Origin of the sequence: Thiohalocapsa halophila, assembly GCF_016583825.1 — a bacterium.
Classification (GTDB): domain Bacteria; phylum Pseudomonadota; class Gammaproteobacteria; order Chromatiales; family Chromatiaceae; genus Thiohalocapsa; species Thiohalocapsa halophila.
Map to the genome: position 1 here is coordinate 85635 of NZ_NRRV01000008.1, position 26225 is coordinate 111859.

General features: G+C 67.8%; 24 protein-coding genes. 20 read left to right on the forward strand and 4 right to left on the reverse strand.

Features of this window, described 5'->3' with window-relative positions; translation table 11 throughout:
• Window positions 1-15 precede the first annotated feature (15 nt).
• The 7 genes from infB (at window position 16) to CKO31_RS05255 (ending at window position 8764) form a co-directional block, all read left to right on the forward strand.
• Window positions 16-2796 (forward strand): translation initiation factor IF-2, encoded by a 2781-nt coding sequence (gene infB, locus CKO31_RS05225; protein WP_200234672.1) that lies wholly within the window; start codon window positions 16-18, stop codon window positions 2794-2796.
• Window positions 2793-3167 (forward strand): 30S ribosome-binding factor RbfA, encoded by a 375-nt coding sequence (gene rbfA, locus CKO31_RS05230; protein ID WP_200234674.1) that lies wholly within the window; start codon window positions 2793-2795, stop codon window positions 3165-3167. The genes infB and rbfA overlap by 4 nt, the downstream gene beginning before the upstream one ends.
• 77 nt (window positions 3168-3244) lie before the next feature.
• On the forward strand, window positions 3245-4159 hold the full coding sequence (truB, locus tag CKO31_RS05235; protein ID WP_200234676.1) for a tRNA pseudouridine(55) synthase TruB: 915 nt from the start codon (window positions 3245-3247) through the stop codon (window positions 4157-4159).
• 322 nt (window positions 4160-4481) lie between these two features.
• Window positions 4482-4751 (forward strand): 30S ribosomal protein S15, encoded by a 270-nt coding sequence (gene rpsO, locus CKO31_RS05240; protein ID WP_200234679.1) that lies wholly within the window; start codon window positions 4482-4484, stop codon window positions 4749-4751.
• 111 nt (window positions 4752-4862) lie between these two features.
• Window positions 4863-6968 (forward strand): polyribonucleotide nucleotidyltransferase, encoded by a 2106-nt coding sequence (pnp, locus tag CKO31_RS05245; RefSeq protein ID WP_200234681.1) that lies wholly within the window; start codon window positions 4863-4865, stop codon window positions 6966-6968.
• Window positions 6969-7052: 84 nt separating this feature from the next.
• Entirely contained in the window at window positions 7053-7922 is an 870-nt protein-coding gene (locus CKO31_RS05250; RefSeq protein WP_200234683.1) for a DMT family transporter, read from the forward strand.
• Window positions 7923-8059: 137 nt separating this feature from the next.
• Entirely contained in the window at window positions 8060-8764 is a 705-nt protein-coding gene (locus CKO31_RS05255) for a 2OG-Fe(II) oxygenase (protein ID WP_200234685.1), read from the forward strand.
• Window positions 8765-8817: 53 nt separating this feature from the next.
• Here the strand turns inward: CKO31_RS05255 and CKO31_RS05260 are convergent, their stop codons facing one another.
• From CKO31_RS05260 to CKO31_RS05270, 3 genes are all read right to left on the reverse strand, one after another.
• Window positions 8818-9036: a hypothetical protein gene (locus CKO31_RS05260; RefSeq protein WP_200234687.1), complete on the reverse strand. Its 219-nt coding sequence runs from the start codon at window positions 9034-9036 to the stop codon at window positions 8818-8820.
• A 118-nt stretch (window positions 9037-9154) separates the two neighbouring features.
• The gene (locus CKO31_RS05265; RefSeq protein WP_200234689.1) at window positions 9155-9646 is read right to left on the reverse strand and encodes a hypothetical protein; all 492 of its coding nucleotides are present in this window, start codon (window positions 9644-9646) and stop codon (window positions 9155-9157) included.
• A gap of 36 nt (window positions 9647-9682) precedes the next feature.
• Window positions 9683-9985, reverse strand: coding sequence for a DUF5132 domain-containing protein (locus tag CKO31_RS05270; RefSeq protein WP_200234691.1), 303 nt, complete (start codon window positions 9983-9985; stop codon window positions 9683-9685).
• Between the two features lie 356 nt (window positions 9986-10341).
• Between CKO31_RS05270 and CKO31_RS05275 the strand changes: the two genes are divergently transcribed.
• From CKO31_RS05275 to CKO31_RS05305, 7 genes are all read left to right on the forward strand, one after another.
• Window positions 10342-10902 (forward strand): FkbM family methyltransferase, encoded by a 561-nt coding sequence (locus tag CKO31_RS05275; RefSeq protein WP_200234693.1) that lies wholly within the window; start codon window positions 10342-10344, stop codon window positions 10900-10902.
• 227 nt (window positions 10903-11129) lie between these two features.
• The gene (locus CKO31_RS05280; RefSeq protein WP_200234694.1) at window positions 11130-14042 is read left to right on the forward strand and encodes a monovalent cation/H+ antiporter subunit A; all 2913 of its coding nucleotides are present in this window, start codon (window positions 11130-11132) and stop codon (window positions 14040-14042) included.
• Window positions 14043-14057: 15 nt separating this feature from the next.
• Entirely contained in the window at window positions 14058-14441 is a 384-nt protein-coding gene (locus tag CKO31_RS05285; protein ID WP_200234696.1) for a Na+/H+ antiporter subunit C, read from the forward strand.
• On the forward strand, window positions 14438-16057 hold the full coding sequence (locus CKO31_RS05290; protein WP_200234698.1) for a monovalent cation/H+ antiporter subunit D: 1620 nt from the start codon (window positions 14438-14440) through the stop codon (window positions 16055-16057). Before CKO31_RS05285 ends, CKO31_RS05290 begins: the two co-directional genes overlap by 4 nt.
• A gap of 2 nt (window positions 16058-16059) precedes the next feature.
• Window positions 16060-16557: a Na+/H+ antiporter subunit E gene (locus tag CKO31_RS05295; RefSeq protein WP_200234700.1), complete on the forward strand. Its 498-nt coding sequence runs from the start codon at window positions 16060-16062 to the stop codon at window positions 16555-16557.
• A 60-nt stretch (window positions 16558-16617) separates the two neighbouring features.
• Window positions 16618-16887 (forward strand): K+/H+ antiporter subunit F, encoded by a 270-nt coding sequence (locus CKO31_RS05300; RefSeq protein WP_200234702.1) that lies wholly within the window; start codon window positions 16618-16620, stop codon window positions 16885-16887.
• 8 nt (window positions 16888-16895) lie between these two features.
• Complete coding sequence (locus tag CKO31_RS05305) at window positions 16896-17246, forward strand: Na+/H+ antiporter subunit G (RefSeq protein ID WP_200234704.1); 351 nt, start codon at window positions 16896-16898, stop codon at window positions 17244-17246.
• A 33-nt stretch (window positions 17247-17279) separates the two neighbouring features.
• Here CKO31_RS05305 and CKO31_RS05310 read toward each other — a convergent pair whose 3' ends face one another.
• A complete protein-coding gene (locus tag CKO31_RS05310) occupies window positions 17280-17786 on the reverse strand; it encodes a hypothetical protein (protein WP_200234706.1) in 507 nt (168 codons plus the stop codon).
• Between the two features lie 431 nt (window positions 17787-18217).
• Here CKO31_RS05310 and CKO31_RS05315 point away from each other — a divergent pair, with 431 nt between their 5' ends.
• The 6 genes from CKO31_RS05315 to CKO31_RS05340 all read left to right on the forward strand — a co-directional run.
• Window positions 18218-19543 carry an efflux RND transporter periplasmic adaptor subunit gene (locus tag CKO31_RS05315; RefSeq protein ID WP_200234708.1) on the forward strand — a complete coding sequence of 442 codons (1326 nt, stop codon included), beginning with the start codon at window positions 18218-18220 and terminating at the stop codon, window positions 19541-19543.
• On the forward strand, window positions 19540-22752 hold the full coding sequence (locus CKO31_RS05320; RefSeq protein WP_200234710.1) for an efflux RND transporter permease subunit: 3213 nt from the start codon (window positions 19540-19542) through the stop codon (window positions 22750-22752). Before CKO31_RS05315 ends, CKO31_RS05320 begins: the two co-directional genes overlap by 4 nt.
• 57 nt (window positions 22753-22809) lie before the next feature.
• Window positions 22810-23022, forward strand: coding sequence for a hypothetical protein (locus CKO31_RS05325; RefSeq protein WP_200234712.1), 213 nt, complete (start codon window positions 22810-22812; stop codon window positions 23020-23022).
• A gap of 224 nt (window positions 23023-23246) precedes the next feature.
• Window positions 23247-24110, forward strand: a complete 864-nt coding sequence (locus tag CKO31_RS05330) for a Uma2 family endonuclease (protein WP_242475161.1) — start codon at window positions 23247-23249, stop codon at window positions 24108-24110.
• A gap of 203 nt (window positions 24111-24313) precedes the next feature.
• Window positions 24314-25993: an NADH-quinone oxidoreductase subunit 5 family protein gene (locus CKO31_RS05335; protein ID WP_200234714.1), complete on the forward strand. Its 1680-nt coding sequence runs from the start codon at window positions 24314-24316 to the stop codon at window positions 25991-25993.
• A gap of 3 nt (window positions 25994-25996) precedes the next feature.
• A partial coding sequence (locus CKO31_RS05340; protein WP_200234716.1) for a hypothetical protein occupies window positions 25997-26225 on the forward strand: 229 nt, incomplete at its 3' end.

The window sequence follows — 26225 nt, forward strand, 5'->3', positions numbered from 1 at the left end:
CTTGCGGAGGTGTCTATGAGCAGCGATGTAACGGTCAAACAACTTGCCACCACGGTGAACATCCCGGTGGAGCGCCTGCTCGCCCAGCTGAACGAGGCCGGGATTCAAGCCGACGCCGCCGAGGCCACCATCACGGAGCAGGAGAAGCTTCAGCTCCTGAACTACCTGCGCCGCAGCAGCGCGAAGAAAGAGGGTGGTGAGGAGCCGGCCAAGCGGGCTGCGCCGACGCAGCGTCGCGACGCGCCGACCGATCCGCGCAGCCGCGGGCCGCAGTCGCGCCCGTCGCGCCCGTCGCTGAGCACACGCGGCGGCGGCACCCAGCGCGGACAGAAAACCGTGTCGGTGGAAGTGCGCCGCAAGCGCACCCAGCTGCGGCGCGAAGAGCCCAAAGCGCCGGCGATATCGGAGCCGCTGCCCACGGCGGCTGCCGAGGCGCCGGAGCAGCCGGCGCCGGAGCCGGCGGCGGCCAAGCAGGCGCCGCAGCGCGGCGTCTCCGACGAGCAGCGCCGCCGCGCCGAGCTGGAAGCGCGCCGAGCCGAAGAAGACGCACGCCGTCTGGCCGAGCAGGAGGAGCAGGAGCGCCTGCGCGCCGAGGAAGAGGCGCGCCGCCGCGCCGAAGACGAAGCGCGCAAGCGCCGCGAGGCCGACGTGGCTGCACACCCGCAGGGCATGCCAACGGAAGAAGCGGCCGCCGAGGTCACTGCCGCGGTGGGCGAGCAGCCGGCTGCCGCCGAAGCCGAGACCGCAGCCGAGGCCGAAGCACAAGCGCCGGCGTCGACGGAAGCGGAGACGCAGGAGCGCCACCGCAAGCACGTCAAGAAGCACGAGGAGCGCACCGACCGCGAGAAGGACAAGCCGGCGAAGAAGGCAGGCAAGAAGGATGCCGGCAAAGCCCGCCGCGCCGGCGGCGGCGTGGACGACGACGATGCCGCCGCGCTCGGTGTCATCAGCCGGCCGTCGGTGCGCCGGCGCAAGAAGCCCGGCAAGCCTCAGCTTGCCGAGAAGCACCAGTTCCAGAGGCCCACGGCACCCGTGGTGCGCGAGGTGGAGGTGCCGGAGTCCATCTCCGTCGCCGATCTCGCCCAGCGCATGTCGGTGAAGGCCGCGGATTTGGTCAAGATTCTGTTCAAGCAGGGGATGATGGTCACCATCAACCAGATGCTGGACCGCGACACGGCGATGCTGCTGGTGGAAGAAATGGGTCACAGGGCCGTCGAAGCGAAGGAGAAGGACGCCGAGGACAGCCTGATGGAGCTCCTCGGCGAAGAGACCGAGCAGGCCGAAAGCCTGCCGCGGCCGCCGGTGGTGACCATCATGGGCCATGTCGACCACGGCAAGACCTCCCTGCTGGATTACATCCGCCGCACGCGGGTCACCGCCGGCGAAGCGGGCGGCATCACCCAGCACATCGGCGCCTATCACGTGGAGACGGACAAGGGGATCATCTCCTTCCTGGATACCCCCGGACACGCGGCCTTCTCGGCCATGCGCGCGCGCGGTGCCAAGGTAACGGACATCGTCATCCTGGTGGTGGCCGCCGACGACGGCGTCATGCCGCAGACCATCGAGGCCATCCAGCATGCCAAGGCGTCGGGTGTCCCGGTGGTGGTGGCCATCAACAAGATGGACAAGCCGGAGGCGAATCCGGACCGGGTGCTGCAAGAGCTGACTCAGCACGAGGTGGTCGCCGAGGAGTGGGGCGGTGATACCATTATGGTGAAGGTCTCGGCCAAGAGCGGCGAGGGTATCGACGACCTGCTGGACGCCGTGCTGCTGCAGGCCGAGGTGCTGGAGCTGCGCGCGCCGGCGGACAGCCCCGCGCACGGCACCATCGTCGAGTCCAGCGTCGAGAAGGGCCGCGGCCCGGTGGCCACGGTGCTGGTGCAATCGGGCACGCTGCGCCAGGGCGATACCATCGTCAGCGGCTCGGAGTACGGCCGCGTGCGCGCCATGTTCAATGAGACCGGCCAGCCGGTGCAGGACGCAGGGCCCTCGATCCCGGTGCAGGTGCTGGGGCTGTCGGCGGCGCCCAATGCCGGCGACGACGTCATCGCCGTCACCGACGAGCGCAAGGCCCGTGAGGTGGCGGAGCTCCGCGCCGAGCGCGACCGCCAATTGCGCATCGACCAGCAGGGCGCGGCCAACCTGGAGCAGCTGTTCTCGCAGTTCAAGGAGGGCGAGACCAAGTCCGTCAACATCATCCTGAAGGCGGACGTGCAGGGCAGTGTAGAGGCCCTGCGCGAGGCGTTGATGAAGCTCTCCAACGACGAGGTGAAGGTCGCCGTGGTGGCCTCCGGCGTCGGCGGCATCACCGAGTCCGACGCCAACCTGGCGGTGACATCCAACGCCATCCTGCTCGGCTTCAATGTGCGTGCCGATGCCGCCGCCCGCCGAGTGGTGGAGAGCCACGGCCTGGATCTGCGCTACTACTCGATCATCTACGAGCTGATCGACGACGTGAAGCAGGCCATCTCCGGCATGCTGAGCCCCATCGTCACGGAAGAGATCATCGGCCTGGCCGAGGTGCGCGATGTGTTCCGCTCGTCCAAGTTCGGCGCCATCGCCGGCTGCATGGTAGTGGACGGCACCATCAAGCGGAACAACCCCATCCGCGTGCTGCGCAACAATGTCGTCGTCTATGAGGGGGCGCTGGAGTCCCTGCGCCGCTACAAGGACGACGTCGCCGAGGTCAAGGCCGGCACCGAGTGCGGCATCGGCGTCAAGAACTACAACGACGTGCAGCCCGGTGACCAGATCGAGGTGTTCGAGCGCACCGAGCGGGCGCGCGAGCTGTGAGCGAGGGCGCTCGGGCCGAGCGCGTCGGGGCCGAGCTGCTGCGCGAGCTCGCGACCCTACTGCGCACCGAGGTGCGGGACCCGCGGGTCGGCCCGGTCACCCTGCAGGAAGTCAGGGTGAGCCGGGACCTCGCCCATGCCAAGGTCTATTTCACCTGCTTTCCGCTGGACGAGTGCGGTGAGGCGCAGGAGCAGGTGCTGAACGGCTCGCTGGCAGCCTTCCTGCGGCGCGCACTGTCACAGCGGGTGCGCTTGCGCTCCGTCCCGGAGCTGCGCTTCGTCCACGACACCTCGGTACGCGACGGCGAGCGCCTCAGCGCGCTCATCGACAGCGTTGCGCCCCCGCGGGAGCAGGGCGACGGGGATTCCTGAAGCCCGGCGACCGCGGCTTCCCACAGGCTTACGAACACGGAGCTACCACCCGCGTGGCGGGTCGGCAGACGCCCATCATGGCGAGAAGACGCAACAAAGGCCGGCCCGTGGACGGCATCCTGCTGCTGGATAAGCCGAGCGGGCTGTCGTCGAACCAGGCGCTGCAGCAGGTCAAGCGCCTGTACAAGGCGGCCAAGGCCGGGCACACCGGCAGTCTGGACCCGCTGGCGACGGGGCTGCTGCCGCTGTGTCTGGGACAGACCACCAAGTTCTCGTCCTTCCTGCTGGATGCGGACAAGCGCTATCGGGTGGGCGTGACCCTCGGGGTGACCACCGACAGCGCCGATGCCGACGGCGAGGTGCTGCAAACCCGGCCCATCGACGGCGTGGAAGCCGATGCCGTGCAGGCCGTGCTGCCGCGCTTTACCGGCAGCATCGAGCAGCTGCCGCCCATGTACTCCGCGGTGAAGCACCAGGGGCAGCGGCTCTACAAGCTCGCCCGCGAGGGCAAGGAGGTGGAGCGCACGCCGCGCACGGTGCAGATCTTCGCGCTGGAGCTGCTGGCCTTCACGCCGCCGACGCTGGAGCTGCTCGTACACTGCTCCAAGGGCACCTATGTGCGCACCCTGGCGGAGGAGATCGGCGAGGCGCTCGGCTGCGGCGCCCATGTGTCGGCGCTGCGGCGCACCGGCGTCGGGCCCTATGTGGAGGGCGAGACGCGCTTCGTCACCATGGCGGACGTGGAGACCGCCGCCGAGCAGGGATTGGAGGCGATGGATGCGCTGCTGCTGCCGCTGGACAGCGTCCTGGGGCATTGCCCTGCGGTGCGACTGTCGGCGGATGCGGCCTTCTATCTGCGCCAGGGGCAGCCGGTGCTGGTGCCCCAAGCGCCCACCGAGGGCATGGTGCGGCTGTACACCGGCAGTGATGCGTTTCTCGGCGTGGGCGTCATCCTCGATGACGGCCGTGTCCAGCCGAAGCGGCTGATTTGACGCCGAGTGCATCCAAAGTGCGCCGCTCTAGGGAAGGGTCGCTGCAATTGGGGCGACATCCCGCCCCCGGCACGGGAAGTGCAGATTAATCGGCGGTGCCCTGGTTGCCTCAGGCCAGCTGCCCGCAGCACCGCTGTCACAATCGGTTCAACTGCGTCGGAAAGGTCGTTACCATAGCCGCGCTTTTACAAGCCCCGACGGCAGCGTCTGCCGCCGGGGCATCGGCATCGCCATGCTGTACCCTGGAGTCATTGCCGGGGCACGCATGGGCTGCCGTCAACCCGGGGGCCGCAGCCGGCGCCCATGCATCAGGAGCTTAGCAATGACAGTCACCGCAGAAGACAAGCGCCGCATTGTCGAGGAGCACGGCAAAGACGGCAACGACACCGGCAGCACCGAGGTGCAGGTCGCGCTGCTCACCGCGCGCATCAAGGACCTTACCGGGCACTTCAGCCAGCACAAGAAAGACCACCACTCCCGCCGCGGGCTGGTGCGGATGGTCAACTCGCGGCGCAAGCTGCTCGATTATCTCAAGCGCAAGGACCTCGATCGCTACCGGGCGCTGATCCAGAAGCTCGGACTGCGCCGGTAACTTCGCGTCCTTACGCCGGCGGTGGCCGCTGAGCCGGCCCGTCGCGGCAGCCAAGCCGCCGCCCGCACCCCGTCAGGACATCCTGAGGACCCATCCAGAGGACCCAACCCAGTGACCCCCATCCGCAAGACCTTCCAGTATGGCGACCAGACGGTCACGCTCGAGACCGGCGAGATCGCCCGCCAGGCGGACGGCGCCGTGCTGATCAACGTCGAAGACACAGTGGTGCTCTGTACCGTGGTGGTAGACAAGCGCGCCACGGAGCTCAAGGACTTCCTGCCGCTCACCGTCGACTATCAAGAAAAGACCTATGCCGCCGGCCGTATTCCCGGCGGCTTTTTTCGGCGTGAGGGCCGGCCCAGCGAGGCCGAGATCCTCACCTCGCGCCTCATCGACCGGCCCATCCGGCCGCTGTTCGCCGACGGCTTCGGCCGCGAGGTCCAGGTCATCGCCACGGTGAAGTCGCTGAACCCGGCGGTGAACCCCGAGGTGCCGGCGCTGATCGGCGTCTCGGCGGCGCTGGCCATTTCCGGCGCGCCCTTCAACGGCCCCATCGCCGCCGTTCGCGTCGGCTACAAGAATGGTGAGTACATACTGAACCCGGCAGTGACGGGCTTGGGCCCCGACAGCGACCTGGATCTGGTGGTGGCCGGCACCGAGAACGCCGTGCTCATGGTGGAGTCCGAGGCCCGCGGCCTGCCCGAAGACGTCATGCTCGGCGCCGTGCTCTACGGCCACGAGCAGATGCAGGTGGCCATCCGGGCCATCCAGGAGCTGGCCGCGGAGGTCAACAAGCCGCCGCTGCCCTTCGAGCCGCCGGCGGCCGACCCGGCGCTGGAAGACGCCGTGAGCGCCTATACGGACCGCCTCGCCGAGGCCTACACCATCAAGGACAAGATGGAGCGCTACGCCGCGCTGGACGCCGTGCGCAACGAGGCCTTCGAAAAGCTCGCCGGCGACCACGCGGGCCAGTGGCCCCAGCCCAAGGTCTACGGCGCCATCGAGAAGCTGGAGAAAAAGCTCGTGCGCGGCGCCATCATTCAGGGCAAGCCGCGCATCGACGGCCGCGACACCAAGACCGTGCGGCCGATTTACATCCGCACCGGCGTGCTGCCGCGCACCCACGGCTCGGCGCTCTTCACCCGCGGCGAGACCCAGGCCATGGTGGTCACCACCTTGGGCACGGAGCGCGACAGCCAGATCATCGATGCGCTGGAGGGCGAGCGTCGCGAGCCCTTCATGCTGCACTACAACTTCCCGCCCTTCTGCGTCGGCGAGCAAGGCCGCGTCGGCAGCCCCAAGCGCCGGGAGATCGGCCACGGCCGGCTCGCCAAGCGCGGTATCCTCGCCGCCATGCCCGCGCCCGATGAGTTCCCGTACTCGGTGCGCGTGGTCTCCGAGATCACCGAGTCCAACGGCTCCAGCTCCATGGCCAGCGTCTGCGGCACCAGTCTCTCCCTGATGGACGCGGGCGTGCCCGTGAAGGCGCCGGTGGCTGGTGTCGCCATGGGTCTCATCAAAGAGGGCGATGAGTTTGCCGTGCTGACGGACATCATGGGCGACGAGGACCACCTGGGCGACATGGACTTCAAGGTCGCGGGTGCCGCCGACGGCATCAATGCCCTGCAGATGGACATCAAGATCGAGGGCATCACTAAGGAGATCATGGAGACGGCCCTGGAGCAGGCGAAGGCCGGGCGGCTGCACATCCTGGACGAGATGAACAAGGTCATCTCCGAGCACCGCGCCGAGATGTCCGACTACGCCCCGCGCATCATCGAGTTCAAGATCCATCCGGAGAAGATCCGCGACGTCATCGGCAAGGGCGGCGCCACCATTCGCGCCATCACCGAAGAGACCGGCGCCACCGTGGACATCAACGATGACGGCGTGGTCAAGATCTTCTCGGTGCAGCGCAGCGCCGGCGAGGAGGCCAAAAAGCGCATCCGGCTCATCACGGCGGACGTGGAGGTCGGCAAGATCTACGAGGGCAAGGTGGTGCGCCTGATGGACTTCGGCGCCTTCGTCACCATCCTCCCCGGCCGCGATGGGCTGGTGCACATCAGCCAGATTTCGGACGAGCGCGTGCAGAAGGTCTCCGACAAGCTGAAGGAAGGCGACGTCGTTCGTGTGAAGGTGCTGGAGGTGGACAAGCAGGGCCGCATCCGCCTCAGCATGAAGGCCGTCGCCGAGGACGAGGCGAAGGCGGCGGAGTAGGGCACGACACCCGCCCCGCGTCGTTAAGCACGCCAGTGCGGATGGAGGTGGGGTGACCCAGCCGAATAACGAGGCGCAGCAGCCATGAGCACGCTGTTCGTGATCCTGGCGGCGCTCTGCTGGGGCCTGTCGGGCGGGATCGGCGGCATATTGATGGCGGACGGCTGGGACCCGTATGTGGTGTCCTTCTATCGCGGCGCCATTGGCTTCTTGTTCGTGCTCGGCTGGCTGGCGCTGGTCCCGCGCGGCAGCGGGCTGTCGAGTCGCCGGCTGTGGCTCTGGTCGGTGGTGGCGGGGCTCGGCGTCGCCGGGAATTTCGCGTTCTATTTCGTGAGCATTGCGGAGGGCAGTGTCGCGGTTGCGGCCACGCTGATGTATTGCGCGCCGGTGTTCGTGTATCTGGTGTCCTTCGTATTGAAGCTGGAGCGTCCCACGCTGCTCAAGTGGGCGGCGATCGCCATGGTCATGGTGGGCATCGTGCTGCTGACGCGGGTGTATGAGACGGGCGCCGGCGGCGTCACGCTCATCGGGGCCGGGGCCGGACTGCTCGCCGGACTCTCCTACGCGATCTTCATTTTCGGCTTCAAGTACGCAGCCCCCCACGGCTCGCCGCAAGCGATCTTGGTGATCGCGTTCGCGGTGCTCGGCGCCATCCTCATCTGGCCGGGCGACACCGAGCAGACCCTGGCCGCGCTGGGGTCGCCGAGCTGGCGGCTGTTCGCGGTGCTCGGGGTGCTGGGCGCGGGCTTGTCTTTCATCCTCTACGTCGTGGGGCTGAGCCACACCGCGCCGGCGGTCGCATCCATTGTGGCCATGGTGGAGCCGGTCACCGCCTCACTGTTCGGCGTCGTGGTGCTGCACGAGACCCTGGTCGCGGTGCAGGTCCTCGGCATGGGCCTGATTCTGGTGACGGTTACCGCATTGAGCGTGAATTCGCGGCAGCGAGTGGCGTGAGCGGTGCAAGAAACGGTGACGGTATACATATCTTTACGCGTATCGGTTGCCAAGCCGGAGCTGAAGCTTCGCCCAGGTGCTAGACGGGGTAACGCATCCGGCGCAAACTGATCGGCCCTCTCCATGAGCCGACGCGCTTGAGCACCACAGCCAGCTCTCTTCCGCCCATCCCGCCGTCCCCGCAGGGGCCGCCCCCGGCGCCGCCGCAGGAGCCCCAGCAGGAGTCCCCGCAGGAGCCACCCGAGTCCCCCGAGCAGATCGCCGCCACGCTCGCCGAGCAGGGCTGGTGTGTCACGGACGCCTTCGTACCGCCTCTGCTCGTCGGTCAGCTGCGCCACGAAGCGCGCGAGCGCTGGGATGCGGGCGCCTTCCGCCGCGCCGGTGTCGGCCGTGGTGCCGATCGCGAGCTGCGCCCGGAAGTCCGTACCGACCGCATCCTATGGCTGGAGCCCGCGGCCTTGTCGGGCGCGCAGCAGTGCTTGTGGGAGCGGCTGGAAGCTGTGCGCCTCGCCGTGAACCGGCAGATGTTCCTGGGGCTGCAGGAGCTGGAAGCCCACTTCGCGGTGTATCCGGCGGGTGCCTATTATCGCAAGCACCTGGACCAGTTCCACGGCATGGGCCGGCGCCAGCTGAGCTGCGTGCTCTACCTGGGGGAGGACTGGCAGGCCGCGGACGGCGGCGCCCTGCGCATGTATGTGGACACGACCGACGCGGTCGTGGCCGCCGACGTGCTGCCCGTCGGCGGGCGTCTGGTGAGCTTCCTCAGCGCCCGCTTTCTGCACGAGGTGCTGCCCGCGCGCCGGGAGCGCCTCAGCATCACGGGCTGGTTTCGCAGCCGCTGACGGGCGCCGCCGTCGGGCAGCGTCCGAACGCCGGCCCATGCCGGCGCAAGCGCTTAGATCTGGGACTGCACGCTCTTGGGGAGTGCCTTCACCAGCAAACCGGTGACGACGGAGAAGGTGGCGGTGACGGCGGCGATCTTGGCCAGCTCCTGGGCGGGCGGCATCCTGAGCTTGAACTCGCCCTTGGCCGTGGCCTGGCCCATGTTGTAGTGGATGAGCGCCTCGGTCATGAAGACGCCGAAGGTGATGCCGGTGACGATGAGGTTGCCCACGGGGCGGTTGGCTCCTGGTTGCAGGGATGGTGCCTGAAAAGATAGCACAGGGATTGCGTGAGCCCAGGGCGCGCAGGCGACTGCATGCGCCAGCGCAGGCACATGCACAGGCGCGGAATCAGATGTTGCCCGTGGGACCCGTCGGCGCGGGTTGATGCTCGTGCCCGGCGGCGGCGTCGCGCTCCATGCGCATGCCCACAGCGAGATCGACGACGTAGAGCAGCATGGTCAGTGCCGGCGCCAGCAGCTGGCCCTTCAGCAGCTGGTGGATGGAGAGGGTCGTCATGATCAGGAAGACGACGATGCGCATGTCGTTGACGGAGACGTGAAACAGGTGACGCTCGGCGTGCTCCGGATGGAGCTGATGGTCCTCCAGCGGCGCCAGCCCGCTGCGGGTCAGTGCGCCCGCCAGGGCGTCCTCGCGTGCCGGGTCGAGCCAGATCAGCACGCTGGCGGTGGCGGGATTGATGCTGACCTCGTCGATCTCCGGCTGTGCGCGCAGGGACTCGTACAGCGAGAGGAAGAAGGGCAGGTCGTGGCGGCGCTGCGGCAGGCGCAGGCGCAGGCGGCCAGTGCTGCGGTGGACAATGCGCGCGGTCTCGGGCGTCACGGTGCTGGCGTCGGCTGGGTCGATGCGTCGGTCTCCTCAGGCGTCCTTGTCGGCACCTGGCTCAGTATCGCTTCGAACGCTCGACAACGTGGCCTCGCGCTCCTCACGCAGCTCATCGCGCACCTCCGCCACCAGGTCTTCCATCAGCTCGCCGAGCTCGGCCGCGGCCTCCCGGCTCTTCTCGTAGGCCAGGAGACCCGCCTTCACCGCAGATCGCGCCGCCGGTCGCACATAGGGCGCGAGGACGGTGACCGCTACAGGGACCAGCACCGCCACGCCGATGCCGATGGCCGTGTTCCGAACGGCCTTGCTTTTGCCCAGGCTGCTGAGTTGGGGCATGTCCGAGACTCCGCTTGCGTACGCCATCGTGGGCCCCGGAACCGGCCGGTCGGGCACCCGCTGCGCAGTCTAACGCAAACGCTTGCACCTAGCGCTGCCGAGCCGGTGCGCGGGTCAGCTCGCAGGGGGCGGCCGGGCGCGCCCCGGATGGGCGAGCGGGCGCAGGGAGATCAGGCTCAGTGACAGCGCTGATCCCCCGCCTCGGTCAAAGCGACAGCGACATCAACGCCGGCTGCAACGCTGCACTAGACACCAGTCGCGCTCCTATGATTCCATCGTGTACGTCAACGATATCCATCGGGTGGCTGCGTGCGCGCCGGCGCGCCTGCGGCGGTGCCCACGCGCGGGAGGCTGCCTTGCGAGTCCTCATCGATTGCGGTGCCTACACCGGCGACAGCCTGCCAGCGCTGCTGCGGGCCTTCGGTCCCTTCGAGCGCATCGTCTGCTTCGAGGCCAACGCGGATCTGCCGGTGGCCGAGCCGGACGCCTTCGATGGCGCCGTCGAGGTCTGGCGCGCGGCCGTTTGGGACGGCAACACCCGGCTGCGCTTCTTCTTCGGCGAGCTCGACGAGCAGTCCTCCGTGCTGGAGAACAAGCGCACCGGCAACCTCTCGCGGGAACGCTCGGCCATGGTGCCGGCCGTGGATTTCGCGGGCTGGATCGAGCGCAACACCCAGCCGGAGGATCGGCTGACCGTCAAAATGGACATCGAGGGTGCGGAGTTCGACGTGCTGGAGAGGCTGGCCCGCCACGACAGCTGCCGGCGCGTCGAGCGGTTGCTGGTGGAATGGCACAACAACAGGCTGCATCCGCGCTGGCGCTATCGTCTGCGGCGCCGGCTCATCGAGCTGCGCTATCTCTTGAAGGGGCTGCCCATTCGGATATGGGGGCGGCGGCCGATCGCGGAGCCTGCGTGAGCTGTGATCGCAGGTGCCCGGCATCGGGGCCGCGACCTCGGCATTGCTCAGGCATCTGCTGTGTAGCGGGCAGGATGCTGCCGACGCCGGGTAGCCGGTCAGCGCCAACGACCCCCGCCAGCCAAGCCGGCCCCGCCGCACCAGATCTGGACATGAGCGTGGACACGCCCCTGCCGAGCGAGCCTCGCTTGCGGTAGACTGCGCAGCTCGCAGTAGCCTGCCTGCCCATGAATCTTCTCGTCGCTGTCCTGATTCCGCTGCTCGGTGCGCCCTTGGTCGCCTGGGCCGCCCACTTCGGCCGCTATCACGCCGCCTGGGCGGCGGGCTTGCTGACCGCGCTGGCGCTCGCCGTGGTGGTGCCCTCCATGCCGGCGGTGTTCGCCGGCGAGACTCTGGTGACCAGCATCCCCTGGCTGCCCGCCCTGGGGCTGAGTCTGGCCTTTCGGCTGGACGGCTTCGCGATGCTGTTCGCGATCCTGATTCTGGTTATCGGCCTGCTGGTGATCCTCTACGCCAGGTACTACCTGAGCGACTCCGACAGCACCGGGCGCTTCTTCGCCTATCTGATGCTGTTCATGGGCTCGATGCTCGGCATCGTGCTGGCCGAGAACATCCTGCTGCTGCTGATGTTCTGGGAGATGACCAGCCTGTCGTCCTTCCTGCTCATCAGCTATTGGCAGCACCGCAGCGATGCGCGCAACGGCGCCCGCATGGCGCTGGCCGTCACCGGACTCGGCGGGCTCGCCATGCTGGGCGGCTTTCTGCTGCTGGGGCACATGGCCGGCAGCTACGCGCTCTCTGACATCCTGACCCAGGGCGATGCCATCCGCGCGCATCAGCTCTATACGCCTACCTTGGTGCTGATCCTGCTCGGGGTGTTCACCAAGTCCGCCCAGTTCCCGTTCCACTTCTGGCTGCCGCAGGCCATGGCGGCGCCGACGCCGGTGTCGGCCTATCTGCACTCGGCGACCATGGTGAAGGCAGGCGTCTTCCTGCTGGCGCGGCTGTTCCCGGTGCTCTCGGGCACCGACGCCTGGTCCGTCCTGGTGATGGGGGCGGGCTTGATCACGCTGGTGATCGGTGCCTACTTCGCGCTGTTCAAGCACGATCTGAAGGGCCTTCTGGCCTACTCCACCATCAGCCATCTCGGGCTGATCACCCTGCTGTTTGGCATCGGCACGCCGCTGGCGGCGGTGGCCGGCGTGTTTCACATCATCAACCATGCCACCTTCAAGGCATCGCTGTTCATGGCCGCGGGCATCATCGACCATGAGTGCGGCACCCGCGATATGCGGCTCATCAACGGCCTGTGGCGCTACATGCCCTACACCGCCACGCTGGCCATGGTCGCGGCGGCGTCCATGGCGGGCGTGCCGCTGTTCAACGGTTTCCTGTCCAAGGAGATGTTCTTCCATGAAGCGGTGAACTTCGCCAAGTACACCACCTGGGACTGGACGCTCACGGTCGCCGCGGTGGCGGCGGGCGTGTTCGCGGTGGCCTATTCGCTGCGCTTCATCCACGACGTCTTCTTCAACGGCGAGCCGGTGAACCTGCCGCGCGAGCCGCACGAGCCGCCGCGCTGGATGAAAGTGCCGGTGGAGGTGCTGGTGGCCCTCTGCCTGCTGGTGGGCATCTTGCCGGCCTACACCGTCGGGCCCTTGCTGAAGGTTGCCGTGGCCGGTGTGCTCCAGGCGGAGCCGCCTTACTACAGCCTGGCCATCTGGCACGGCGTGAACGCCGCGCTGGTCATGAGCATCGTCGCCCTGGTTGGGGGGGTGCTGGTCTACCTCGGGCGGCGGCCGTTGTTCAAGCTCGCTCAGCGCTGGCATGGTGTGCTGGATGCGCCCGCGCTCTACCAGTGGCTGCTGCGGGGCATACTGGCGCTGGCGCGCGCCGTCACCCGGCTGCTGGATGTGGGCTCCCTGCAGCGCCTGCTCGCCGTGCTCATCGTTACGGCGCTGGCGGCGGGTGCCATGGGCATCATCCCGCCGCATGTGCCCATTACGGGCTCCGTGCCCATCAGCATGCCGGACGCCGCCAGTGTGCTGGTGGCTGCGGCCCTGGTGGCGGTGGCGCTGGCGGCCGCGCTGATCCACCAGCGCCGGCTCACGGCGCTCATCGTGCTCGGCGCGGTGGGGCTTCTGGTGTCGTTGATCTTCGTGAAGTTCTCGGCGCCGGACCTGGCCCTGACGCAGCTGTCGGTGGAGATCGTGACCATCGTCCTGCTGCTGCTGGCCATGTATTTTCTGCCGCGGCGCACGCCGGTGGAGACCGACACCGGCCGGCGGCTGCGGCATTTTCTCATCGCGCTTGGGGCCGGCAGCGGCGCCGGCATCCTGTCCTGGGCCATGCTGACGCGCCCGCACGATCCAATCTCCGGATACTTTCTGGACAACAGCGTCTCCGGCGGCGGCGGCACCAATGTGGTGAACGTCATCCTGGTGGACTTTCGCGGCTTCGACACCCTGGGCGAGATCACGGTGCTGGCGCTCGCGGCGCTCGGCATCTATGCCCTGCTCAAGGACCTGCGCTTGGACGGGCCCACCCATGACATCGCGGGCCGGCTCTGGAACTGGGACATCCATCCGCCCATCATGGCGGCGCTGGTGCGCCTGCTGCTGCCCCTGGCTTTGCTGGTGGCCGTGTTCATTTTTCTGCGCGGTCACAACCTCCCCGGCGGCGGCTTCATCGCCGGGCTGGTGACGGCGGTGGCCTTGATCATGCAGTACCTCGCCAACGGCGTGGTTTGGACCCACGAGCGCATGCCGCGGAATCTGCACCCCGTCATCGGCATCGGGCTGCTCATCGCCGTGGCCACGGGCGCCGTCAGCATGTTGTTAGGCCATCCTTTCCTGACCTCGGCGTATACCCATGTGCACTGGCCCTTCGCCGACTTCGAGCTGGCGTCGGCCATCGCCTTCGACCTGGGGGTGTACCTGGTGGTGGTGGGGGCAACGCTGCTGATCCTGGTACACATGGGCCTACTGCACGGCGCGAGCCACGCACCGGCCGCCGCCGGTGCCGGCGCGGTGTCCGGGCCCGCCGGGAGCCCCGGCTCGCACTCGGGAGCAGACGCGGCCACAGTTCGTGATCCAGCGCGCGCACCGGCGCCTGAGCCGACGCTCGAGCCCGCCGACTGACGGAGCTGCAACGCCGTGGAAGCCCTTCTTGCCGGCATCATCGCTAGTCTCACCGGTTGTGGTGTGTACCTGTTGTTGCGTGCCTACACCTTTCCGGTGGTACTGGGGCTGACGCTGTTGTCCTATGCCGTGAATCTCTTTCTGTTCGCTACCGGCCGGCTCACTGTCGGCCAACCGGCGGTCATCAGCGCCGATGCCCCCGGCTATGCCGATCCGCTGCCGCAGGCATTGGTGCTGACCGCAATCGTTATCGCTTTTGGCATGACCGCCTTTGTGATCATGCTCGCACTGAAGGCGCGCGCGGCGCTGGGCAACGATCATGTGGACGGTCGCCCGGACGACGGCGGCGCAGACCGCCCGCTGCCCCACCGGGACCACGCCGGCAAGGAGGAGGCGTGAGCCAAGCCGTGATCTTGCCGCTGCTGCTGCCGCTGGCGGCGGCGATCCTGCTGCTGCTGACCCGGCGGCGGATCTCGCTGCGGGTGCGCCGAGGGCTCAACCTGGGCGTCTCCGTGCTGGAGCTGCTCGCGGTGCTCTGGCTGCTGGTGCTGGTCAGCGGCGAGGGCATCCTGGTTTATCAGGTGGGCGACTGGCCGGCGCCCTACGGCATCTCCTTGGTGGCCGATCGGCTCAGCGTCTGGATGCTGCTGATCACCGCCTTGCTGGCCTGTTGTGCCCTCTACTACGCCGTGCAGGGCACCGACCGCGGCAGCCGCCACTTCCATCCGCTGTTCCAGCTGCAGCTCTTCGGGCTGAACGGGGCCTTTCTCACCGGCGATCTGTTCAACCTGTTCGTGTTCTTCGAGGTGCTGCTGCTGGCGTCCTATGGGCTGCTGCTGCACGGCGGCGGCCGCGCACGGGTCCGCGCCGGTTTGCATTTCGTGGTGCTGAACCTGGCGGGCTCCACGCTGTTTCTGTTTGCGGTGGGAACGCTCTATGGCGTTCTGGGCACGCTGAGCATGGCCGATCTCGCCAGCCGGGTGGCGGATACGGCGCCGGCGGATGTCGGCATCGTGCGCGCCGCCGGGCTGCTGTTGTTCACCGTGTTCGCGCTGAAAGCGGCCCTGGTCCCGCTGTATCTATGGCTGCCGGCCGCCTATGCCGGGACCTCGGCGCCGGTGGCCGCGCTCTTCGCCATCATGACCAAGGTGGGCGCCTACGCCATTCTGCGGGTGGAGACCTTGATTTTCGGCGATACCGCCGGCCCCCTGGCCCATCTCATCGAGCCGGTGCTGCTGCCGTTGGCCCTGGCGACCCTGGGGGTCGCCGTGCTGGGCGTGCTGGCGGCCCAAGGCCTGCGCCGGCAGACCGCCTATTTGGTTGTACTCTCGGTCGGCACGCTGCTCACCGCCTTCGCCCTCGGCACCCGGGACGGCATCGCCGCCGGACTCTACTACCTGCCGCATAGCACCTTCGCCGCCGCGGCGCTGTTTTTACTGGCTGACGTCATTGCCCGCGGGCGCGGCGCTATGGGCGATCGCCTGGAGCCCGGTCCTGCGGTGCCGGCGGCGCCGCTGGTGGGCGGGCTCTTCTTCCTGGCGGCGGTGCTGATCGCCGGTCTGCCGCCCTTGTCCGGCTTCCTCGGCAAGTGGATGCTGCTGCAGGCGGCCCTGGAGCGCCCGGCGATGCCCTGGATATTCGCGCTGGTGCTGACTGCGGGCCTGCTCACCATCGTGGCACTGGCACGCACGGGCAGCATGCTGTTCTATCGGGCGGCGGCGGGCGGCGGGGACGCCAGCGCTTTGGCCTTGGTCTCGGGCCTCGCGTCCGCCGTCGGGCGGGATGATCCGAGCCAGCGCAGCGACGGCTGGCGCTGCGACATCGGCGCGCCGGCGATGCGCGCCGGTCCGGATTGGAAGCGGCTTGCGCCCGTGCTGGCCTTGACGGGTCTGTGCCTGGTATTGGTGGCCGCCGCCGGGCCGGTGACGGCGTTCACCGCCGCCACGGCGGATGCCCTGCTCGCGCCCGAGCGCTATATCGAGGCCGTGCTCGGCGGCGTGGTTGGAGGACGCTGAGCATGCTGCGTCGACTGCTGCCGCATCCGCTGCTCACCGTTGCGCTCGCGCTCACTTGGCTGTTGCTGGTGAACAGCGTCACCACGGGGCAGGCGTTGGTGGGTCTGCTGCTCGGCTGGGCCATTCCGGTGTTCACGCGACGCTTCTGGCCGGACCGCGTGCGCATTGCCCGGCCCTGGTGGCTCGTGTTTTTCCTGATCAAGGTGTTGTGGGACATCCTCGTCGCCAATGTGGCCGTGGCGGCGCTGATCCTGGGCGGTCGGCGCTTTGCTCGTCCGGCGTTCGTGCCCGTGCCCCTGGAGCTGCGCACCGAGCTGGCCATCAGCATCCTGGCCAATACCATCTCGCTAACACCGGGCACCGTCTCGGCATGGCTGAGCCCGGACCGCAAAACCCTGATGGTGCATGGCCTGCGGGTGAGCGACCCCGAGGCCCTGGTGCAGGAGATCAAGACGCGCTACGAGCGTCCCCTGATCTATATCTTCGAGCCGCCCTGCTGAGTTCGGGCTGAGTCCGGGCCCCTGGCGCCATGACCCCGACCCCACTACGCTGAGCCCACTATGTTGAGCACCGCCCTGATCATCGCCTTCACGCTCGTCTGCGCGGCCCTGGCTATGAGCCTATGGCGGCTGCTGGCGGGCCCGGACCACCCGGACCGGATCTTGGCGCTGGATACGCTCTACGTGAACACCATTGCGCTCTTGGTGCTGCTCGGCATCCTGCTCGGCAGTGCACTGTACTTCGAGGCGGCGCTGCTGATCGCCATGATGGGCTTCGTGGGCACCGTCGCGCTGTGCAAGTATCTGCTGCGCGGCGACATCATCGAATAGGTGCGAGCATGCTGGAGATCGCTATCTCGGTGCTGATCGTCATCGGCGCCGCCTTCACCTTCATCGGCTCCCTGGGCTTGGCCCGGTTCGGGGATTTCTACACCCGACTGCACGGGCCCACCAAGGCCACCACCTTGGGGGTCGGTGCGCTGCTGATCGCGTCGGTGATTCACTTCAGCACCCGGGGTGAGGGCGTGAGCCTGCACGAGGTGCTGGTCACGGTGTTCCTGTTCATCACCGCGCCCGTGAGCGCCCATCTGCTGGCCAAGACCGCGCTTCATCTGCGCGTCGGCTCGCTGGCACCGCCTCCGCCCCGGGCCGAGGCCGCCTCGGGAGCGCAGACGGATGGTGCCGACTGAGGCTTCGGTGCGTCCTGCCGAGCTGTGCTTCGGCTAGCGCTGTGCGGTAGCGATGGAGCGGGCGAAGAGCTCGTCCGTTTGCCCCTGGACCTTGTGCTGAGCGGCGCCCTTGTGCAGGCCTGTGTCGGCGACCAGCTCCAGCGTATAGCCGGCGTGATCCGCCTCTCCGGCAGGGTCGGCGTTGCCGAGGAGATCGCTCATGGAGACGACCGGTCCACACGAGCTGACCGGGAAGCTGCCGTGGCGATAGCGGCTCACCTGGAGGTTCAGACCCCTGAGCGGCTTTTGCTCGAGGGCCTCCATGACCCGGAAGGCGAGCCGAGCGGGCTGGATGGAGACGAGCCCTCGGTGAAATACCACACCCGTCTTGGTGTTGGTGAGACGAAGGATACTGCAGCTACAGATGGCGGGCGAAAGCCGAAAACTGCTGTCGCCGAGGCCGTCGATGACGGAGCGAACGTGTGATTTTAGGTCCTTGCGGGATACCTGCGGGGGCAAATTGCCGATGGATACTAGGATGGAGCCGGTCTTTCCGAACATGCGTGCTCACCTTGCCTGAGGGGTTGGACGAGTCGCCGAGTCCGCGACGCATCGCACGCGGCCACTCCGGGGCACGCGAGAGACGTCTCGGCGCATCGTTGCACAGGTCCGGGAATTGTACTCTGCCTCAGTGACATTGCTGAGTCTTTTTGAACACGTCATGTCGGTTGTTTGGTGCCGCTGATAAGTCGCCTTTCACTAGCTATCCGCTGCCTCGTTGCCGGCGCGCGTTGTTCTTCGCGCCGCTCACCCCGACCTTCTCCCTCTGGCGGCGGCGGGCGCTGGTGGCCGTCCTTCGCCCACCCTGATCGCGCACCGCGAGCAGCGACCCGCCCCAAGTCAAGCCACGTCAAACGCAGTCACCGCAGCCGCAGTTATCGAAACCGCAGTGACCGCAACCGCAGTGACCGCAAACGAAGCAGAACCCGTCCGTGCGTACAGCCTTCAAAATCCTACTCCCTATCCTGGTGGTCGCCATCGGCATCGGCGCCTTCCGGGTGCTCAAGTCCACAAAGCCCGAGCAGACGCCGCCGGAAGTCCAAGAGCGCGTCTGGCGCGTCGACGTGGAGCGCGCCGTCCCGCAACGCTTGGCGCCGGAGCTGACGCTGTACGGCCGGGTGGAGACCCCGGACTTGCTGCGGGCTACGGCCTCGGCGAGCGCCTGGGTCACCGACGTGGCCGTGCGTGACGGCGAGCTGGTGGCAGAAGGCGATGTCCTGGTGCGGCTGGATGAGCGGGACTTCCTGCCACGCATCGAGCAAGCCAAGGCGCAGATCGCGGAGCTGGAGGCAGAGATCGAGAGCGAGCGCAATCGCTACGAGACCGACAAGCTTGCGCTGGAGAAAGAAAAGCGCTTGCTGGACCTCGCCCGCGACGCCGTGGCCCGCCAGGAGCGGCTCAAGACCCAGCAGGTGGGCGCCGAGCAGGCCCTCGACGAGGCCGAGCGGGCCGCCGTGCAGCAGGCCCTGGCGGTGTCGAACCGCGAAATGAGCCTGGCCGACCATCCAACCCGCGTGCGCGCGCTGGAGGCCCGGCTCGCCAGTAACCAGGCGCGCCTGCAAGAGCTGCAGCTGGAGTACGAGCGGGCCACGCTGCGCGCGCCCTACGACGGCATCGTCACCGGCGTGGAGGTGACCCCAGGTGATCAGGTCGCCAAGGGCCAAGTGCTTGCGCGTATGTTCGCGCTCGACAGTCTCCAGGTTCGCGCACGCATCCCGGCACCCTATCAGGCCGAGCTGCTCACGGCGCTGCGCCAGGCGGGCACACTGCCGGCCGCGGCCGAGATCGGCGATACCGCGGTGGCGCTAACCCTCGATCGCATCGCCGGCGAGGCCGGCCCCAGCGGCGTCGACGGGCTGTTCCACGTGGCGAGCGATCCCGCCGCCCTGCGCCTCGGTCAGATGTTGACCGTGCGCCTGGAGCGCCCGGCACGCGACGGCGTGATCGCGGTGCCCTTCCGCGCGGTCTATGGCGGCGGGCGTATTTACAAGCTCGAAGACGGGCGCATGGTAGGCGTCGATGTGGAGACCCTCGGCGAGCACCGCGGCGGCAAGGACGAGGTGGAGCGTTTGCTGGTGCGCTCACCGCAGATCAAAGCCGGGGACCTCATCGTCACCACCCACATGCCCAATGCCATGGACGGGCTGCGCGTGGAGACCTTGGACGAGGGCCGGATGGCGAAGGCGCCCGGCGGCGGCGCGCAAGGAGCTGGCGCCGCGAGCGCGAAGGGCTCGGCACAGACGCAGGCGGTGCAATGAGCGAGCCGGAGACAGGGTCGGTGGGGGGTGCGGACCACAGCGGTGATGCGCCCAAGACCTTCAACCGTCAGCAGCCGCAGACGCAGCATCGGGGCGACCTGATCGGCCTCTTTGCGCACCACAAGGTGGCGGCCAATCTGCTGATGATCATCATGATCCTGGCGGGCGCCTTCGCGCTGGACAGGCTCAATGTGCAGTTCTTTCCGAGCTTCGAGCTGGACATCGTCCAGGTACGGGTGATCTGGACCGGCGCCAGTGCCGAGGATATCGAAGACGGCATCACCGAGCCCCTGGAGCAGCGGCTGCGCACCGTCGACAACCTGGACAAGATGACCAGCACGTCGAGTCAAGGTGTCTCGGCGATCACCCTGGAGCTCGATGAGGGCACCGACCCGCTGCTGGCGCTGGATCAGGTGCGCCGCTTCGTGGACGAGTTCCGCAACCTACCGCAGGATGCAGAAAAGCCGGAGGTGTCGCTGCTGAGCCGCTACGAACAGGTGGCGCGGTTGTTGATCACCGGCCTCGGCGACCCCGACGAGATGCGCAAGCTCGCGCGCCGCTTCGAGTCCGAGCTCTTGGACCGCGGCCTCGACAAGGTGGACATCAAGGGTCTGCCGGAGGAAGAAATCGCCATCCAGGTGCCCACTGAGCGCCTGCAGCAGCTGGAGCTCGGCTTGCAGGACCTGGGCGAGCGCGTCGGCGCCTTCAGTCGCGACCTGCCGGCGGGGTCTGTGGGCCGGGGCGAAGGGGCCCGTGAGCTGCGCAGCCTGGACAAGCGCCGCGACCCGCTCGCCTTCCGCGACCTGCCGGTGAAGACCGAAGAGCAACTGCGGATCAACCTGGGCGATGTCGCCGAGATCGACCGCGGCCCCAGTGATAACACCGTCGAGGTCACTGTCGACGGCGAGCCGGCGGTGGAGATGATCGTGCGGCGGGCGGAGAGCGGAGACACCCTGGAGGCCGCCCGCGCGCTGGCCGATTGGCTCGCCGAGACTCGGCCGACCTTGCCGCCGGGTGTCGAAATAAGCGTGTACGATGCCTCCTGGGAGCTGGTGCGCGAGCGCATTATGCTGCTGGTGCGAAACGGCCTGGGCGGCCTGGTGCTGGTGGTGATGATCCTGTACCTGTTCTTGACCGGCCGGGTGGCCTTCTGGGTGGCCTGGGGCATCCCGGTGTCCTTCGCCGCGACTCTGTTCATCCTGTATCTCACCGGCGGCAGCATCAACATGATCACGTTGTTCGCGTTGATCATGGCGCTCGGCATCATCGTCGATGACGCCATCGTCGTCGGCGAGGACGCCATGGCCCACTACCAGATGGGCGAGGACCCGCTATTGGCGGCCGAAGGCGGTGCCAGACGCATGCTGGCGCCGGTCATCGCCTCCTCGCTCACCACCATCGCGGCTTTTCTGCCGTTGATGCTCGTCGGCGGTCGCATCGGCAATATTCTGGGCGCCATTCCGCTGGTGATCATTTGCGTGATCCTGGCCTCCTTGGTGGAGAGCTTTCTGGTGCTGCCGGGGCACCTGCGTAACGCCTTCGTCCATACGCACAAGATCAAGCCGAGCTCCATCCGTGCGCGCTTGGACCGCGGCTTCGAGATCTTCCGCGACCGCGTGTTCCGGCCTTTCGCCAGTGTCGCCATCGTCAACCGCTTCACCACCGTGGCGGCCGCCGTCGCCATGCTCCTGTTCGCGCTGGGTCTCATGGCGGGCGGGCGCATCGGCTTCACCTTCTTCCCGACCCCCGAGTCGCAGATCATCAACGCCAATGTCACCTTCGTCGCCGGCACGCCCAGGGCGATCGTGGACCGCTTCCTGCTACACCTGGAGGACACCCTCTATGCCACCGAAGAGGCGCTGGATCATCGGCCAACCGACGGCGAGCTGATCAACGCCGTCGTCGCCTACCAAGGCACCAAGACGGGTGGGGGCGGCAACGCGGATCAGCTCGGCGGGCTGACGGTGGAGCTCATCGACGGCGACCTGCGCGATGTGCGCAACACCGAGCTCATCCGCGCCTGGCGCGAGCGCATCGAGCTGCCGGCGGGGCTCGAGAACCTGAACATCGCCTCCCGCCGTGTCGGCCCCCCGGGGCGCGACCTCACCATTCGGCTGAGCGGCGGCGATGCACAGCAGCTGAAGGCCGCCGCCGTGGACTTGGCGGAGACTATCTCCGGCATCGACGGGGTGCGCGAGGTGGAAGACGACATGGCCTACGGCCGCGAGCAGCTCATCTACTCGCTGACGCCCGCCGGCGAAGCCCTCGGACTCACCGTGGCCGACCTCGGCCGGCAGCTGCGCACCGCCTTCGACGGCCAGTTGGTGCAGATCTTCCAGGACGGGGCGGACGAGGTGGAGGTCCGCGTGCGCCTGCCGGATGCCGAGCGCGCGAGCCTGGCCAGCCTCTACCGAGTCAATATTCGTACCCCGGCCGGCGAGTCGGTGCCGCTGACAGCCGTGGCAGAATGGCGCTCGCGGCGCGGCTTCGAGGTGCTGCGCCACGCCGACGGGCAGCTGGCCGTCGAGGTGACGGCCGACGTCAATGCCGAGGTCAATAACGCCAACCGCGTTATCGAGTCGCTGGAAGAGGGGCCCCTGCCGGCACTGGCCCGCGAGTACGGCATTGATTACTCCTTCGAGGGACGCTCGGCAGACCAGCGCGACACGCTCTCTGACATGCGCAAGGGCCTGGTGCTGGGCCTGATCCTGATTTATCTGATCCTGGCCTGGGTGTTTTCGTCTTACGGCTGGCCCCTGGTGGTGATGGCCGTGATTCCCTTCGGGCTCACCGGCGCCTTGATCGGCCACTGGGCCATGGGCATCGACCTCACCATCCTGTCGCTGTTCGGCATGTTCGGGCTCTCCGGCATCGTCGTGAACGACAGCATCATCCTGGTGACTTTCTACAAGCACCTGCGCGCCGCCGGCATGTCCACCAAGGACGCCCTGGTGGAGGCCGCCTGCCAACGCCTGCGGGCCGTGCTGCTGACATCCCTCACCACCATCGCGGGTCTGACACCATTGCTCTTCGAGCAGTCCTACCAGGCCCAGTTCCTGATCCCGATGGCTACCTCTATCGCCTTCGGCCTCGCCTTCGCGACCGTACTGGTGCTGCTGGTCATCCCGTCGCTGTTGTCCATGCACGAGAGCGCGCACGGTCTGATCCAGCGCCTCGGCGGCAAGGCCGAGCCGGTGCCGAGCAACTAGTGCACAGCCGTCAGCGCCCGCAGCACAAAGATACGGTGACAGTATATAGAATAGCCCATGTGGCCGACCGCGCATCCTGCTCCCCTGTCTGCTGCCCTTGACCCAAGCACAACCAGCCAAGGTCTGACGCGACTGGCGGCCGCCGCGCTGCTGCTGATCATCTCGGCCGCCGGCCGCGCTGCCGACGCCGGGGAAGACTGCGCGCCGCCGGCGCTCACCGCCGGCACCTCGGCGGCGCTGCATGCGCGACTGAACTGCAATCAATGGTGACGGTATACCGAACGTCTCCAGGCCTGCAACCGGGGGCGGCGGCAGCGGCGCCAGGAAGCGCAGCTCGCTGACGCGCGTCTGCCACAGGCAGCACTGTTTCCGGTGGCTTCGGCAGCCCACCCTCCAGACGCCGCCATCTTTGGTCCGACGTCGGCGTCCTGAGCCCGACACCCGAGGCGTTTGTGGGTTAACCTGTTGTCGATCAGCGACTTTCGAGGCGAATCATGAGCATGTCTCGCGATGCCGTCGCCGAGGAGCACCGGCCCTCGGCCGACTCGCACTCGTCGGCGCACGATGCACCGGTGGTGGAGCCGGTCTCGGAGGACGGCCGCCCGGTGTCGGAGGATGTCTATTGGCGCGACTACTACGACCTCTCGGACATCCATTACGAATGGAACAACGGCCGCCTGGAGGAGAAGCCGGTGTCGGACTACGCGACCTACCTGGTGTACCGGTGGCTCATCGCGCTGTTGGGGCACTTCCTGGAGGTCAAGCCCATTGCTGCCACCATCGCGCTGGAGATGGGCTTTCGGTTGGCGCTGCCGGAGAAGGTCGTGATCCGCAAGCCGGACTTCGGCGTAGTGCGGCTCGACAATGCACGCCCGTTGCAGCCGCGGGACAACACTTATCCGGGCGTCTTCGATCTCTGCATCGAGGCACTCTCGGACCTGGAGCGCAAGGGCATCGAGCGCGACGCGGTCACCAAGAAGCAAGAGTATGCCGCCGGCGGCGTGCCCGAGTACTACATTGTGCATCGCGAGCGGGGGCGGATGGCCTTCTTCGCACGCGGCGATGATGGCCTATACCAGCCCATGGAGCCCGTGGACGACGTCATCGCCTCCCGCGTGCTGCCGGGCTTTCGCTTCCGCATCGCAGACTTGCTCACCCAACCCTCGCCGAGCGATCTGCGCGATGACCCGGTCTATGCCGACTTCGTGCTGCCCGGCTGGCGCGCCGCGGAACAGCGTGCTGCCGCGGAGGCAGAGCGGGCCGCCGAAGAGCAGCGTGCACGCCTCGCAGCCGAGGCAAGGGCGCGGGCCGCGGAAGAGTCGCTCGCGCGATTGCGGCGGGAGCGTGGCCGGGATTGAGCCCTCGTCCGTGCTGGCGATGCCGGCAAGCGCTCCGGCATCCAGATCTTGATCGAGTCCTCGACGGCGCCCTACTCGTCAAGCGCCGCAGGCTTCCTGCTAGACTGCTCCGCGCTCCCATATCCTCCCTGGCGCTGGGGAAAAATGCCCTGCGCGCCGCTTGGCCCGTGATAGGCAGCATCGTCGAGGACTGATTTCCCACTATGGCCCTGCTCGCCTATGTCCTCGTGCTGCTGATGCTGTGCTCCGCACTGGCGGTGCAGCTGAGCGCGCCGCGGCTCGGTGAGGGCATCGCCCGCATCAGCGTAGCCGCCAGCGCCGTGACCTTCGCCCTGGCCGTGGTGCTGTTCGCCTGGCGGCTCGGCACCGGGGACGCCCAGCTGTTCGGCATCGGCCTTGGGCTGTTCACGCTCTACGTGGATGCGCTCAGCACCCTGATGGCCGTGCTGGTGAGCGCGGTGGGCTTGGTGGTGCACGTGTTCAGCGTGCGCTACATGCAGGACGACCCGGCCTACACCCGCTTCTTCGTGCTGCTGGACGCCATCATCGGCGTGATTTTGCTGATGGTGCTGGCCGGGGACCTGCTGACGCTGCTGCTCGGCTGGCACCTGCTGGGCGTGTGTCTCTATTTCCTGCTGAACCACGACATGCGCCGCCCGGCGGCGAACCGTTACGCCTTCTGGACGCTGTTCACGCACCGGGTGGGGGACCTGCCGCTGCTCGCCGCCATTGCGCTGATCTACCACGCCTATGGCACGCTGAGCCTGCCGGCGGTGTTCGAGGCCGTCGCCGCCGCGCCGGACAAGACGACGCTGCTTGGGCTGCCCCTGGCGGAGACGCTCGGGCTGCTGGTGCTGCTGGCGGCCTTCGCGAAGTCCGCCCAGTTTCCGCTGCATACCTGGCTGCCCTACACCATGGACGGCCCGACGCCGGTGTCGGCGCTGATGCACGCGGGTATCGTCAACGCGGGCGGGTTTCTCATCAACCGCTTCGCGCCGCTGTTCGTAGAGACCCAGTCGGTGCTGCTGCTGGCCTTTGCGGTGGGTCTCATCACGACCATCATGGGCTCGCTGATGATGCTGATGCAAAGCGACATCAAAAAGGCGCTCGGCTACTCCACCATGGGACAGATGGGCTACATGGTCATGGAGTGCGGGCTCGGGGCCTTCTCGCTCGCCATCTACCACCTCATCGCCCACGGTGTGTTCAAGGCGACGCTGTTCCTGGGCTCGGGCGCCATCATCGCCAACGCCCGCAAGGACCCGAACATCCCCGAGGGCGAGATCTACAAGTTCATGGTGGAGCGCAAGGTGCCGCATCCGCCCCTGTCCTGGGTGGTGTTCGCGGCCATCACCATCACCGTGCCGCTGATCATCGTGTTCGGGGCGCACCAGCTGGTGGACGAGGGCTTTCTGCACCACCAGGGGGCCTTGATCCTGCTCCTGTTCGGCTGGATCACCGGCGCGCAGACCCTGTTCTTCGTCTACAAGATCGGCGGCGAGCGGCCCTTCACGGTACTGCTCTATGTGGCGCTGTCCTTCACCGCCGTGATTCTCACCTATGTCGTCGTCGGCCATGCCTTCGATGCCCTGCTGTTCCCGGACCCCGCCTTCCGCGAGGCGCTGTACCGCGCGGCCTCGGTCAATGCCACGACCTTCGCACTGGTGCTGGTGCTGCTGATGGTGCTGATCTCCGCCGGCTGGCTGGTGGTGTTCCGTTCGGAGGCGGCGCAGCAGCCGCTCACCCGCCGCTTCCGGGAGCTGCATCTGCGCCTCTATGCGCTGCTGTCGCGGGAGCTCTATGTCGCGGACTTCTACAGTCGCCTGGCCGAGCAATTGCTCGCGGCCTCCCGGCGGCTGAATGCCTGGCTGCGCTGGGTCTGAGCCATGGGCGGGGTCCTGGGGTCGATGCTGGCGCTGCCTTTCTTCTTGCTGGCGGGCTTGTGTCTGCCGCTGTTTCCACTGAGCATCGCCGTCAATCGCGTCGTGCAGCGCCAGCCGACGGACGCCGGCGACCGGCTGGCGGAGCCGGGCACCAAGGCCTTGGTGCTGGTGGCGCTGCCGCTGGCGGGCGTCGCGCTGCTGGCGGTGGGGCGCTGGCTCGCGGGGGACAGCG